Annotated in this window: 10 protein-coding genes; 5 read left to right on the top strand and 5 right to left on the bottom strand. The window is 69.3% G+C overall.

Annotated elements, in window-relative coordinates:
• The first annotated feature begins 3 nt into the window (after nucleotides 1-3).
• From VIB55_RS23430 to VIB55_RS23410, 5 genes are all read left to right on the top strand, one after another.
• On the top strand, nucleotides 4-1,560 hold the full coding sequence (locus VIB55_RS23430; protein WP_414682253.1) for a RagB/SusD family nutrient uptake outer membrane protein: 1,557 nt from the start codon (nucleotides 4-6) through the stop codon (nucleotides 1,558-1,560).
• Between the two features lie 107 nt (nucleotides 1,561-1,667).
• Complete coding sequence (locus tag VIB55_RS23425; protein ID WP_331879100.1) at nucleotides 1,668-3,245, top strand: alpha-amylase family protein; 1,578 nt, start codon at nucleotides 1,668-1,670, stop codon at nucleotides 3,243-3,245.
• Nucleotides 3,246-3,268: 23 nt separating this feature from the next.
• Complete coding sequence (locus VIB55_RS23420) at nucleotides 3,269-5,314, top strand: glycoside hydrolase family 97 protein (RefSeq protein WP_331879099.1); 2,046 nt, start codon at nucleotides 3,269-3,271, stop codon at nucleotides 5,312-5,314.
• A 74-nt stretch (nucleotides 5,315-5,388) separates the two neighbouring features.
• The gene (locus VIB55_RS23415; RefSeq protein WP_331879098.1) at nucleotides 5,389-6,585 is read left to right on the top strand and encodes an alpha/beta hydrolase-fold protein; all 1,197 of its coding nucleotides are present in this window, start codon (nucleotides 5,389-5,391) and stop codon (nucleotides 6,583-6,585) included.
• A gap of 178 nt (nucleotides 6,586-6,763) precedes the next feature.
• Complete coding sequence (locus tag VIB55_RS23410; RefSeq protein WP_414682251.1) at nucleotides 6,764-8,140, top strand: MFS transporter; 1,377 nt, start codon at nucleotides 6,764-6,766, stop codon at nucleotides 8,138-8,140.
• A 121-nt stretch (nucleotides 8,141-8,261) separates the two neighbouring features.
• Here VIB55_RS23410 and VIB55_RS23405 read toward each other — a convergent pair whose 3' ends face one another.
• The 5 genes from VIB55_RS23405 to VIB55_RS23385 all read right to left on the bottom strand — a co-directional run.
• Nucleotides 8,262-8,543: a helix-turn-helix transcriptional regulator gene (locus VIB55_RS23405; protein WP_331879096.1), complete on the bottom strand. Its 282-nt coding sequence runs from the start codon at nucleotides 8,541-8,543 to the stop codon at nucleotides 8,262-8,264.
• A complete protein-coding gene (locus VIB55_RS23400) occupies nucleotides 8,540-8,890 on the bottom strand; it encodes a type II toxin-antitoxin system RelE/ParE family toxin (RefSeq protein WP_331879095.1) in 351 nt (116 codons plus the stop codon). Before VIB55_RS23400 ends, VIB55_RS23405 begins: the two co-directional genes overlap by 4 nt.
• A gap of 225 nt (nucleotides 8,891-9,115) precedes the next feature.
• Nucleotides 9,116-11,812, bottom strand: a complete 2,697-nt coding sequence (locus tag VIB55_RS23395; RefSeq protein ID WP_331879094.1) for an MGH1-like glycoside hydrolase domain-containing protein — start codon at nucleotides 11,810-11,812, stop codon at nucleotides 9,116-9,118.
• A 106-nt stretch (nucleotides 11,813-11,918) separates the two neighbouring features.
• A complete protein-coding gene (locus VIB55_RS23390) occupies nucleotides 11,919-12,209 on the bottom strand; it encodes a hypothetical protein (RefSeq protein ID WP_331879093.1) in 291 nt (96 codons plus the stop codon).
• Between the two features lie 9 nt (nucleotides 12,210-12,218).
• The coding region (locus VIB55_RS23385) for a sodium:solute symporter family transporter (protein WP_331879092.1) at nucleotides 12,219-13,650 on the bottom strand (1,432 nt) is incomplete at its 5' end.

Here is a 13,650-nt window from a genome sequence, read left to right as displayed (position 1 = left end):
ACGCTGATCCTGGCCTCGGGGCTGCTGCTGGCGGCCGGGGCGTGCACCGACCTGACGACGGAGCCCAAGAGCTCCGTCAGCGGCGGAACCGTGTTCTCCGACCCCAGCTCGTACCGCGCCTTCCTGGCGAAGCTGTACGCGGGGCTGTCGGTGACCGGGCAGCAGGGCCCCGACGGCTCCGCCGACATCTCGGGGATCGACGAGGGATTTTCGCAGTACCTTCGCCAGTACTGGTCGCTGCAGGAGCTTCCCACCGATGAGGCCATCATCGGCTGGGGCGACCCGGGGCTGCCGGAGATGAACCGCCAGGGGTGGACGGCGAGCAACCCGTTCGTCGCGGCCCTGTACTACCGGATCTTCTTCCAGGTGGCGCTGGCGAACGAGTTCATGCGCGAAACCGCCGACGACCGCATGGCGGAGCGCGGCGCAAGCGCCGAGCTGCGCACCCAGGTGGCCGGATACCGCGCGGAAGCGCGCTTCCTGCGCGCGCTGAGCTACTGGCACGCGGCCGACCTGTTCGGCAACGTGCCCCTGGTCACCGAGACCAACCGGTCGGGCGCCGAGCCCCCGGCGCAGGCCACGCGGCAGGCGATCTTCTCCTTCGTCGAGAGCGAGCTGCAGGCCATTCTCCCGCAGCTGCCCGCGGTGGGCCAGGCCGAGTACGGCCGCGCCGACCAGGGCGCGGCGCAGATGCTGCTGGCCAAGCTGTACCTGAACTCGCAGGTGTACACGGGCCAGGCCCGCTACGCCGAGGCCCGGACCGCCGCCGAGGCGGTGATCGGCTCCGGCGCGTACCAGCTGGACGCCAACTACCAGCACCTGTTCATGGCCGACAACCACACGTCGCCCGAAATCATCTTCCCCATCACCTTCGACGGCGCCCACACCCGCACCTGGGGCGGGATGACGTTCCTGGCGCACGCCGCGGTGGGCGGCGACATGAACGCGGGCAGCTACGGGCTCGACGGAGGCTGGTGGGGGCTGCGGCTGAAGCCGGAGGCCTACAACTTCTATCCCTCGAGCGGCGCGGACCGGCGGTCGTCGTACTTCGTGATGCAGAAGTCGGTGGGGATCAGCGACGTGGGCGACTTCTTCCAGGGGGTCGCGGCGCCCAAGTTCCGCAACGTCAAGTCGACGGGCGGGGCGGGGGCGCACCCCACCTTCCCCGACACCGACTTCCCCATGTTCCGCCTGGCCGACGCGTACCTGATCTACGCCGAGGCGGTGGTGCGCGGGGCGGGCGGCAGCCGCGCGACGGCGCTGGGCTACATCAACCAGCTGCGGGCGCGCGCCTACGGCAACGCCAGCGGCAACATCACCGACGCGCAGATGACGCTGGACTTCATCCTGGCCGAGCGCGGCCGTGAGCTGCTGTGGGAGGCCCACCGCCGCACGGACCTGGTGCGCTTCGGGCGCTTCACCGGCGGGGCGTACGTCTGGAGCTTCAAGGGCGGCCCCCCGGCGGGAACGGCCACGGCCGCGCACCTGGACCTGTACCCGATCCCGGCGGCGGAGCTTTCGGCCAACCCCAACCTGAAGCAGAACCCCGGCTACAACTGAGCCGGCACGGCCCCGGAGCAATCCGGGGCGCGGACTGACGCTTTCCTGCAGCTCCGCCGCCCCCGCGGCGGGGCTGCAGCCCTTTGTGGACCTGGTGGACGATCGCCATGCACCTTCTTCGATTCCGCGCCGGCCTCCTTGCCCTCGTCCTGCTGGCCGGCGGCTGCAAGGACCCGGTCACGCCGCCGCCCATCATCGAGCCGCCGCCCCCGCGGCCGTCGCTGCCGCAGACGTACCGCGCCAGCGGCCACACGGCGGGGGGCGACGTGTTCGTTCACCTGTTCGAGTGGCGGTGGACGGACATCGCCGCGGAGTGCGAGACCGTGCTGGGGCCCGCGGGCTACGAGGCGGTGCAGGTGTCGCCGCCGCAGGAGCACGCGGTGATCAGCGGCCATCCCTGGTGGCAGCGCTACCAGCCGGTAAGCTACAGCATCGACCGCAGCCGCTCGGGTACGCGCGCCCAGTTCGCCGACATGGTGGCCCGCTGCAAGCCGGCTGGTGTGGACATCTACGTGGACGCCGTGATCAACCACATGACGGCGGGCGCGGGAACGGGGAGCAACGGCACCGTCTACACCAAGTACAGCTACCCCGGCCTGTACTCCCCGGGCGACTTCCACGGGCAGTGCGGCGTCAACGACTACAGCAACGCCGCCAACGTGCAGGACTGCGAGCTGGTGGGGCTGGCGGACCTGAACACGCTGCTGCCGGACGTGCGCGGCAAGATCGCCGCGTACCTGCTGGACCTTTCGCGTCTGGGCGTGGCGGGGTACCGCATCGACGCGGCCAAGCACATGCAGCCGGTGGACCTGGACTCCATCCTGGGCCGGGTGAACCGCGCGCTGGCGGCGGAGGGGCGCCCCCTGCCCTACTACTTCGCCGAGGTGATCGACTACGGCAACGAGGGCGTTTCGCGCACCGACTACTACGGCCTGGCCTACGCCTCCGGCGGAGCGGCCGACATCACCGAGTTCAAGTTCCGCGGCGTGGGCGAAAAGTTCCTGGGCGCCAACGGCGGGCGCCTGGCGCAGCTGAACCCCAACGGGACCACGGGAAACCAGTTTTCCGTGGGCGCGTGGGGATTGATGCCGCCGGACAAGGCTGTGGTGTTCCTGGAGAACCACGACACCCAGCGCGACGCGGCGGGGATCGGCTACCGCTCGCCCGTGCCGTTCCGGCTGGCGAACGTGTGGATGATGGCGCAGCCGTACGGCTATCCCTCCATCATGTCGAGCTACGCGTTCACGCTGGGCTCCGGGCGCGACACGGGCCCCCCGTCCAACGCAACGGGGGAGACGAACCCGGTCTCGTGCGTGGCCAGCATGGAAATCGTGCAGAGCGGCCAGTGGGTGTGCGAGCACCGCGACCCCACGATCCTGCGGATGGTGGGCTTCCGCCGGGCCGTGGCCGGCACGGACCTGAACCGCTGGTGGGACAACGCGGCCAACGCCATCGCCTTTTCGCGGGGCGACAAGGGCTTCGTGGCCATCAACCGCGAGGCCGCGGCGGTGAACGTCGCCACGCCCACCGGGCTGGCGGCGGGCACCTACTGCGACGTGATCACCGGCGGCAAGGCGGGCGCCGCCTGCGCCGGCACCGCCGTGGCCGTGGGGGCGGACGGCGCGGTGCAGTTCAGCCTGCCCTCCAACACCGCGGTCGCCATCCACGCCGGCACCCGGCTTTGAACGGACGGATGAGGAGAATGCACATGCACGCTCGGATGTGGCCCCTTGTAGCCGGCGCGGCGCTGGGCCTGAGCCTGTCCGCCAGCCGCGCGGAGGCGCAGGACTCGTTGCGGGTCGCCTCGCCGGACGGAAAGAACACGGTGACGGTACACGTTCGCGATGGCGGCCTGTACTACGCGGTCAGCCGCAACGGCCAGCCGGTGCTGCTTCCCTCGCGGCTGGGCTTCGCCTTTCGGGGCGGCGACTCGCTGCGCAGCGCGCTCCGCATCACGGGAAGCTCGCGCAACACGGTGGACCAGAGCTGGACGCAGCCGTGGGGCGAGGTGGCGCGCGTGCGCGACCATCACCACGAGCTGCGCGTGCGTATCGCCGAGGACCGGGCGCCCAACCGCCGCTTCGCCGTGGTGTTCCGCGCCTTCGACGACGGCGTGGGTTTTCGCTACGAGCTGGCCGACAGCGCCGGCTTCCGCGACTTCGAGATGATGGAGGAGCTGACGGAGTTCGCCCTGGCCGACAACGCGCGCGCCTGGTGGATTCCCAGCAACCGCCCCGAGCCGGACCGGCAGGAGATCCTCTACTCGTCGTCGCCCGTCAGCCGGCTTGACTCGGTGCACACGCCGCTGACGCTGCAGATGACCAGCGGCGTGCAGGTCGTGATCCACGAGGCCAACCTGGTGGACTACGCCGGGATGTACCTGGCGCGGACATCGAACCGCACCCTGCAGTCCACCCTGGCGCGCTGGGCGGACGGGGTGGCGGTGCGCGGGCGGGCGCCGTTCGTCACCCCCTGGCGAACCATCCAGCTGGCGGACCGGCCCGAAGACCTGCATCCCTCCGTCCTCACGCTGAAGCTGAACCCGCCCAGCCGCATCGCCGACACGCGGTGGATCACGCCCATGAAGTACAACGGGGTGTGGTGGGGCTTGCACATCAACACCGAGACCTGGGGGCAGGGGCCGAAGCACGGTGCGCGGACGGAGAACGTCAAGCGCTACATGGACTTTGCCGCGGCCAACGGGTTCGGCGGCACGCTGGTGGAGGGGTGGAACCTGGGGTGGGACCAGGACTGGTTCAACACCATGAAGGCCGACTTCTCCTTCACGCAGCCGTATCCCGACTTCGACCTGGCGGAGGTGGCCGCGTACGCCCGGCAGCGCGGGATGACGCTGATCGGGCACCACGAGACGGCCACGATGATCGATCCGTACGAGCGCCAGCTGGACTCGGCCATGGCGTTGTACAACCGCGTGGGCGTCCGCGCCGTGAAGACGGGGTACGTGGGCGACAGGACCGAGCACGGCCACGCGCACCAGTCGCAGTTCATGGTGCGCCACCACCGCCGGGTGATCGAGGCGGCGGCGCGCAACGGCATCATGGTCAACGTGCACGAGCCCATCAAGGACACGGGCGAGCGGCGCACCTGGCCCAACATGCTGTCGCGCGAGGGGGCGCGGGGGATGGAGTACAACGCGTGGGGCGGCGAGGGGGGCAACCCGCCGGAGCACGAGACCATCCTCTTCTTCACGCGGATGGTCTCCGGGCCGATGGACTTCACTCCCGGCATCTTCGACATCCTCATCCAGCGCCCCAGCGGCACGCCGCGGCAGCCCCACGACGCGCGGCCGCGCACCACGCTCGCCAAGCAGCTGGCGCTGTACGTGGTTCTCTACTCGCCGCTGCAGATGGCGGCGGACCTGCCGGAGAACTACGCGGGGCAGCCGGCCTTCCAGTTCATCCGCGACGTGGCGGTGGATTGGGACACGACCGTCGTGATCGACGGCGAGATCGGCGACCACGTGATCGTCGCGCGCAAGCAGCGCGGGGCGGACGACTGGTTCCTGGGCGCCATCAGCGACGAAGAGGGGCGAGCGTTCGACGTGCCGCTCTCCTTCCTCCCCGCGGGCCGCAACTACGTCGCGGAGATCTACGCCGACGGCCCGGGTGCCGACTGGCGCGACAACCCGCTGCCGATCACCATCTCGCAGCAGCAGGTGACCTCGGGCACCACGCTGCGCATCCAGATGGCACCCGGCGGCGGCCAGGCGATCCGCTTCCGCCCGGCGCGCTGATCTTCTTTCGGGCAGCCGGCGGACGTTCAATCCGCCGGCTGCCGTCCATCGCACCTGTCCCACTCCACCGCTCCATGACCGCCGTCCATCGCCACATCCGCCACACCGGCGCACTCGTCGCCGGCGCATTCCTGCTGGGCGCCGCGCCCGCGAGCGCGCAGCTCACCGTGCGCCTCACCGTCCCACGGAACACGCCGCCGGGGGCGACGATCTACCTCGCGGGTTCGTTCAACGGGTGGAATCCCGCGTCGCCCGACTACCGGCTGGCGCGCGAGGCGTCCGGCGAGTACGCGATCACCCTGCACGAGGACGTGCGCGGCCCCGTGGACTTCAAGTTCACCCTGGGCTCGTGGGACGCGGCGGAGAGCGACAGCACGGGCGCGGATGCCCCCAACCGCCGCTTCGTCGTGCCGGCCACCGGAGCGGCGACGTACGCCGGATCGGTGGCGGGATGGCGCGACGGCAGCCCGCGCCCGGCACGTCCGTCCACGGCCAGCCGATCCGTGACGGTGCTCGACACCGCGTTCGCCATCCCGCAGCTGGGCCGCACGCGCCGCGTGTGGATCTACCTGCCGCCGGACTACGCCACGACCACCAAGACGTATCCCGTGCTGTACATGCACGACGCGCAGAACGTGTTCGACGATGCCACCAGCTACGCGGGCGAGTGGGGGGTGGACGAGACGCTCGACAGCCTGCACGCGGCGGGCGACTGGGGGGCCATCGTCGTCGCGGTGGACAACGGCGGGCAGCGCCGCCTGGACGAGTATTCGCCGTGGACGCATCCCCGCCACGGCGGCGGCGAGGGCGATGCGTACGTCGATTTCCTGGCGAACACGCTCAAGCCGTACATCGACGCGCGCTACCGCACCCGGCCGGACCGGCTGAACACGGGCGTCGCGGGGAGCAGCATGGGCGGGCTGATCTCGCTCTACGCGGCGCTGAAGTACCCTGACGTATTCGGCCGGGCGGGCGTGTTCTCTCCCGCGTTCTGGTTCAGCGAGCAGAACTTCGCGTTCGCCCGCGCGGCGCGTCCGCTCGGGGGCGAGCGCTTCTACCTGGTCACGGGCGCGCGCGAGGGCGATGCGCCGCAGGTGTACGAGAACGACCACCGGCGGATGGTGGATACGCTCGCCGCAGCCGGATTCCGCGTGGGCCGCCAGGTGGTGGGCTACGTGCGGGAGGACGGGACGCACTCCGAAGGGTTCTGGAGGCGCGAGTTTCCGGCGGCGTACCGGTGGATGTTCGGCGGGGGAACCGACTGCCCGTAGAACCGCCTGGCAGTGGCGAAAAGTCTCCGGATCAACAATTTTGTACGAACAACGTACAAAGAGCGGCGCGCCGTGAGCCGCGCTGCAACACACTCGCATCCCCGCGCCGTCTCCCACACCCCCTGGAGCCACCGACGTGAGCAAGAAACCGCGCCTGAAGTTCGGCGAGATGTTCAACATGAGCTTCGGCTTCCTGGGCATCCAGTTCGGCTGGGGGCTGCAGCTGGCCAACATGTCGGCGATCTACGAACGGCTGGGGGCGCGGCCGGACGAGGTGCCCATCCTGTGGCTGGCGGCGCCCATGACGGGGCTGCTGGTGCAGCCCATCATCGGCGCGCTCAGCGACCGCACGTGGGGCCGGCTGGGACGGCGGCGGCCCTACTTCCTGACGGGCGCCATCCTGTCGTCCATCGCCCTGTTCTTCATGCCGACCTCCACCTCGTTGTGGATGGCGGCGTCGCTGCTGTGGATCCTGGATGCGTCCATCAACGTGTCCATGGAGCCGTTCCGGGCCTTCGTGGCCGACAAGCTCGATGCCAGCCAGCGTACGGCGGGCTTCGTAATGCAGTCGTTCTTCATTGGCGTGGGCGCCAGCCTGGCGAATGCGCTGCCGTACATCTTCGGCCAGATGGGCGTGACGGGCACCACGGCCAGCGGCATTCCGCTGACGGTGAAGTACTCGTTCCAGCTGGGCGCCGTGGTGTTCCTGCTGGCGGTGCTGTGGACGGTGTTCACCACCAGCGAGGCGCCGCCGGAAGACATGGAGGCGTTCGAACGCGAGCGGCGCGAACGGGCCGGCGTGGGCGCGCTGTTCGCGGAGATCGGCGCGGCCATCACCAACATGCCCAAGACCATGAAGCAGCTGGCCGTCGTCCAGTTCTTCACCTGGCTGGGGCTGTTCTGCATGTGGATGTTCTTCGTGCCCACGGTGGCCCGCCACGTGTTCGGCGCCACCGATCCCGACTCGGAGCTGTACGCGCGCGGCATCGAATGGGGCGGGATCACCTTCGCCTTCTACTCCATCACCACGTTCGTGGTGGCGTTCGCCCTGCCGGCGGTCGCGCGGGCCACCAGCCGCAAAGCGACGCACGCGCTGGCGCTCACCTGTGGCGCCATCGGCCTGCTGAGCGTGTCGGTGATCCACAACCAGTACGTGCTGCTGCTGACCATGGTGGGGGTGGGCATCGCGTGGGCGTCCATCCTGTCGATGCCCTACGCCATCCTTTCCACCGCGCTCCCCGCGGCGCGGATGGGCGTGTACATGGGCGTGTTCAACTTCTTCATCGTCATCCCCGAGATCCTGGCGTCGCTGGGCTTCGGCCCGCTGATCCGCGCGGTGTACGGGCAGGACAACCCGAACACGTCGCTGTACATGGTGATGACCGGCGGCGTTTCGCTGCTGATTGCGGCAGCCTCGGTGATGCTGGTGCACGACGCGGGCGACGCGGGCGTGGACACCGTGATCGGCGGCGACCAGCACGAGCCGCTGACCGTGCAGGGCTCGGTGCAGCCGGTGCCGAGCAGCGGCCTCGTGGATCCTGAAGAGAACAGATAAACGACGTTTCACGCAGAGGCCGCGGAGGGAACAGAGAGGACGCAGAGAAAAATCGTTTTCTCTGCGTCCTCTCTTTTTTCTCTGCGTCCTCTGCGTGAAATCCGTTCCTATCGTCTGCGCATCAGACCAGCTCCACCCGCAGCGTGCGGCCGACGGCTTGGGCGGCGCGCTGAAGCGTGTCGAGCTGCACCTTGCTGTTGTCGGGGTCCAGCAGCCGCTCCACCTGCGTTCGGCTCGTCTGCATCCGCGCCGCCAGTGCAGCCTTGGACAGGCCAGCCTGCTCCATGGCCTCCCGGATCTGCCAGGTGAAAACCCGCTTCTGCGCGAGCCCCTCCACCTCGTCGCGAATCCCTTCCTGCTCCAGAAAGCTCTCGAACGAGCTGCCGATGTGCGGATTGTTCATGGTTCTAGCTCCTTCTGGCGTTTCCGGGCGAGCGCCAACTCGTCGTCCGGCGTTTTCCTGGTCTTCTTGATGAACCCGTGCAGGAGAACGAGATGCCCCTGGCAGAAGCAGAAGAGCACACGGGCGATCCGGTTGTCGGCCAGGTTCGTCCGTACCTCCCACAGGCCTGCCCCCATCGAGCGGCAGGTCGGCATGCCCACGGGCCAGCCGTACTCCACCGTCGCGATGTCCCCACCAATCGTCCTGCGGTCGTGCTTGTCGAGACTCTGAAGCCAGTCGCGCACAGGCTCTGTTCCACCAGCGTTGCTCCAGAATCTCGCAGGAACCTTCTTCAGCCCACCTTCCACCCCGCACCTCCTGCGGTACAGTGTACCGTACAAGGTGCAGCCTGTCAAGAGCCGCACCCAACGTGAGAGCGGCAACGATACATCGGAAGTGCGCAGAGTGTACAGGATCTTGTTTCGGCTTTGCAGAGGGAACGGAAGAGGACGCAGAGAAAAACCATTTTTTCTCTGCGTCCTCTCTTTCTTCTCTGCGGCCTCTGCGTGAAACTGCCGTTCAGACCGGCGGCCTCACCGGCACTCGGAAGCTGGCGAGAGGTGGATCAGGCGCAGGTGGTCCAACAGCGCCGTGTTCACTCGCCGATCCATGTTCTCGTCCAGCGGCGTGTACGCGAGCGTAAGTCGGTGCCCGCCCGGCGACAGGTTCACCCGCAGCGACGTGCCGTAGCCCCACTCGTTCCAGCGGTCCGTTCCGCGCTGCGGCATCACCAGCACGCCCGCGGGCTTCCCATCCACCAGCAGCGTGCGAATGGCGGCCTTCGCGTCGGTGTTGATGGGCCCGCTGCCGTTGGCGTAGCGCGCATCGACCACGTACTCGCCGCCACACGTCAGGATCACCGGAAACTCCACGCTCGTGTTCGCCTCGCGCGTCACCCGCACGTAGCCCGGGCCCGTAAAGCCCTCGTGCTCGCGCTCCAGCGGCGCTCCGCGCGGCCGCGCCACGACAACGGCCTCGTCGCGCGCCATCAGCACCGGGGCGCTCAGGAACGACTGCAGCCCGGTGGAATCCACCGCCAGCACCTGGTACTCCGCCACGCGGTCCAGCCGGCCGAGCGAAACGTGCGTCTCCGTCGTCGTCGCGGCCGGGCGCCCGTTGCGGTGCACGACGTAGCGCACCGCGCCCGGCACCGGCGACCACGACAGCACGTCTCCGCGCAGCGTAGCGGATGGCGTGTCGGGCGCCCAGCGGTTCTCGACGAGGTTGACGCGCCCCGCCGGCCACCGCCCGTTCATCGTGATCTCCACCACGTGCTCACCCGTGAGCGTCGCCGGAATCTCCGCGCGCTCCAGCGGCTGCCCGTCCAGCGCCGCGCTCGCCACGCCGTCACCGAAGCCGCGTACGGTGATCGACAGCGTCGACCCGCGGTAGCGCAGGTTGGAAAGCGTCCGCTCGCCCTGGTAGCCGCGCGGCACCATGGGGCGGAAGGCCAGCCCTTGCGGCCGAAAGCGCATCCCGAAGAGCACGCGGTAGCTGGCGGCCAGGTTGCCGGCGACGCTCCACAACTGGCGGTCGGAGTTCAGCTCCGTCCCGTCGAAGTGGCCCGTGCTGGCCATCATGTTTTCCTTGTTGGTCAGGAACAGCGCGGCTGGACGGTAGATGGAGGCCAGCCCGTGCTCCACCGCGGCGGTGTTCCCCGCTTCCGCCGCGGCCCAAAGCGAGTACGCGTTGACGAACGGCCAGATCGCCGCGTTGTGGTACGAGGGGATGCCGGGGATGTACGGCCAGAACGTCGGCGCGCCGAACTCCACCATCGGCGCGCGGGCCGAGATCAGCGCCTGCTGCTCGGGCTCCGCCACGCCGTAGATGACAGCCAGCGCCTGGGCCAGCGCGTCGGAGCGCGGGGCCAGGGACGAATAGCCGCGCCCGTAGCGGAAGACGGCGTAGTATCCCGCGTCCGGCATCCACAGGTGCTGGTTGATGGCCGTGCGCAGGCCCTCCGCCACGTTTGCCCAGTAGTCCGCCGGCTGGCCCAGCGCGGACGACATGTTCGCCAGGATCCGATACGTGGCGTAGTGGACGACGTTGGTGCTCGTGCCGGCGGACCGAGCGATGTCGCGCGGTTCCATCCACCGGGGGTACGACTGCTCCCGCCAGTCCATGAACGACGTCTCACCCGTCGCCAGCCCCGTCGCCGGGTCGAAGATGGCGTGCAAATCCGCTTCCGCCGAACGGCTGATGATGTCGTACGCCTGCCGCAGCCAGTCGCGGTCGCCCGTCACCGCGTACAGCTCCCACGCGGCCAGCGCCCACGTCATCCGGTCGGTGGAGATGGGCCAGGAGCCGCCCGTCCCCGTGTCCTGGATGATGCGCCCGGCGGAATCGACCTTGGCCAGGAGGCTGCGCTTCACCGCGTCCGGCGCCACGACGGCCAGGGCGAGCACGGACGCATACGACACGTCGCGCGTCCACACGCCCGGCCACTTGGCCCCGGCGGACAGCGCGCCATCCTCCCGCACCAGCTGCGTCAACTCCTCCAGCGACATGCGATAGAGCGCATCCACCATCCGTTCCGGCGAGCGCAACTGCGGGAACGCCGACACGTCCGCCTGCCGCGTCCACACGGCCCGTCCCGCATCCGCCAGCGGACGCGTGTACTGCGCCTGGACGGGCAGCGTCAGCGTGTAGATGCCGTCGCCATCCTCGTCCCGCAGCTGCGCGGGCGAGCCGGGGCGCAGGCCGCGCGCGTCCCAGCTCAGCGGCTCCACGTCGCCGATGGCGTACACGCTCCGGAAGTCCGCGCGCCGGATGGGCGGGCCCTGCGGCGGATCGTACTGGCCCGTCCGCTCCATTTCGCGTAGCACCTGGCGCAGATCCAGGCGGATGGTCACCTGCGCGACCCCCTCCTCGCTCGTCGAATACGCCTCGGGGGTGGGGATGAACGGCGGCTGCTCCTCCCCGAAGACGTACACGGGCGAGACGATGGCGCCGTTCGTGGGGCGGACGTACAACGTGTGCTCCGTCCCGGACGGAAACTCGTTGTCCACCCCGTCGAGGCTGAAGCGGAAGTGCATCTCGCGCCCGGCCCGCGGATACGTGCTGACGATGCTGTCGCGCGAGAGGGCCACCGCCGCGAACCGTCCCTGCTGCACGGAGGTGTCGGTGACGGTGAACGCGCCGGATCGATACAGCTCACGCTGCGCGGAGAGCGCGCCCGCCGAAGCGGCCACCGCGCCGGCGGCGGCGAGCGCGCGAAGAGGAGAGTTCATGGCCTGATCATCTGCAGAAGTGTTCACGCGCGAACACGCTCCTCCCGGAACGCGAGAGAGGAGGAAGCGCAGGGCCCCCTCCTCCCGTCAAGCGCGCGCCGACCGGTCAGTGGTTGGGGCGGGGCCCTTCGGACTCCAGCCCCGTCCGGTGCTCGCGCACCTCGGTGGCGCGGCCCTCGGGGCTCTCGTCCGCCGGCAGGGCGGAGCTCGTGCCCCTGCGGCCCAGCACCAGGAACACCAGGCCGAACAGCAGCACCGCGATCCCCCACGAGAGGTTGATGTTCTCGCCCAGGGAGCGCTGGTAGATGGCGGGGTCCGCCATCAGGCCGTAGCCCGCGAGCAACAGCCCCAGCAGGGTGAAGAGCATGCCGATGGGCAGGCGGATGTCGAGGTTCATGTCGCCTCCCTAGAAGAAGATGATGTTCAGCGCCAGCGTCATCGCCAGCACCACGACGGCGAGCGGCCCCGGGCGGCGGTACCAGGGCTCACCCTCGTCGCGCGGCCGCTCCGTCAGCGAGTACACCAGCCCGCGCAGCTCCTCGGCCGGGCGCGGCTTCGTCACCAGGCTGACGGCGATGGTCACCACGAAGCAGGTGGTCCACGCCCAGATGGCCGTCCAGAAATTCTGCGCCATCTCGCTGGGATAGTGGGTCATCACCGAACCCAGCCATCCGCCCTTGATGCCCACGCCGGAGCCCGCCGGCAGCGAAAGGCCGTGGTGGATGGCCGCGGCGGCGGTCCCCGCCACCAGGCCGGTGAACGCGCCATGGCCGGTGCTGCGGCGCCAGAACATCCCGAGCAGGAAGGTGGCGAACAGCGGGGCGTTCACGAAGGCGAACACCAGCTGCAGCATGTCCATGATGTTGTTGAACTGCGTCGTCGCGTACGCCGTCGCAACCGAGAGCGCAATGCCGCCCACCGTGGCCATCCGCCCCATCCACAGGTAGTGCGCGTCGCTCGCGCCCTTGCGGATGTAGGCCTGGTAGATGTCGTACGTCCACACCGTGTTGAAGGCGGTGACGTTGCCCGCCATCCCCGACATGAACGACGCCATCAGCGCCGTCAGCCCCAGCCCCAGCATTCCCGGGGGAAAGTAGTGGCCCAGCATCATGGGGATGGCCAGGTCGTAGTTCAGCGACCCGTCGGCCTTGGCGGGAAGCGCGAAGCCGCTGGCGCCCGCCTGGGTGGTCAGCGCGATGGCGATCATCCCGGGAAGGATGACCAGCGCGGGAAAGAGCATCTTGGGGAAGGCCGCGATCAGCGGCGTGCGGCGCGCGGCCGACATGCTGTCCGCCGCCATCGCCCGCTGCACGACCAGGAAGTCCGTGGTCCAGTAGCCGAACGAGAGCACGAAGCCCAGCCCCATCGCCACGCCGAACCACTCCACCCCCATCGGGTTCTGCGCGGCCGAGGCCATGTGCTGCCACGACTGCGTGTACGCGCCGGGGGCGAACCCCGCGTTCTGCGCCGTCACGGCCAGCCGCTCGGTGAGGCCCGACCAGCCGCCCACGTCCTTCATCCCCAGGTACACCAGCGGAATGAAGCCGGCGACGATCAGGAAGAACTGCAGCACCTCGTTGTAGATGGCCGACGTCAGGCCGCCCAGGAGGATGTACGCCAGCACGATGAGCGCCGACACCAGCACGCTGAAGTTGAAGTCCCACCCCAGCAGCACGCCCAGCAGGAGCCCCATGGCGTACATGGAGATGCCGGACGAGAACACGGTCATGGTGGCGAACGAGATGGCGTTCAGCCCGCGCGTCTTCTCGTCGAAGCGCAGCTTCAGGTACTCGGGCACCGAGCGCGCGCGCGAGCCGTAGTAGAAGGGCATCATGAAG

Origin of the sequence: Longimicrobium sp., from assembly GCF_036554565.1 — a bacterium.
Lineage (GTDB): Bacteria > Gemmatimonadota > Gemmatimonadetes > Longimicrobiales > Longimicrobiaceae > Longimicrobium.
The sequence above is the reverse complement of the archived record's forward strand: the minus strand, read 5'-3'. Positions and strand labels throughout refer to the sequence as shown.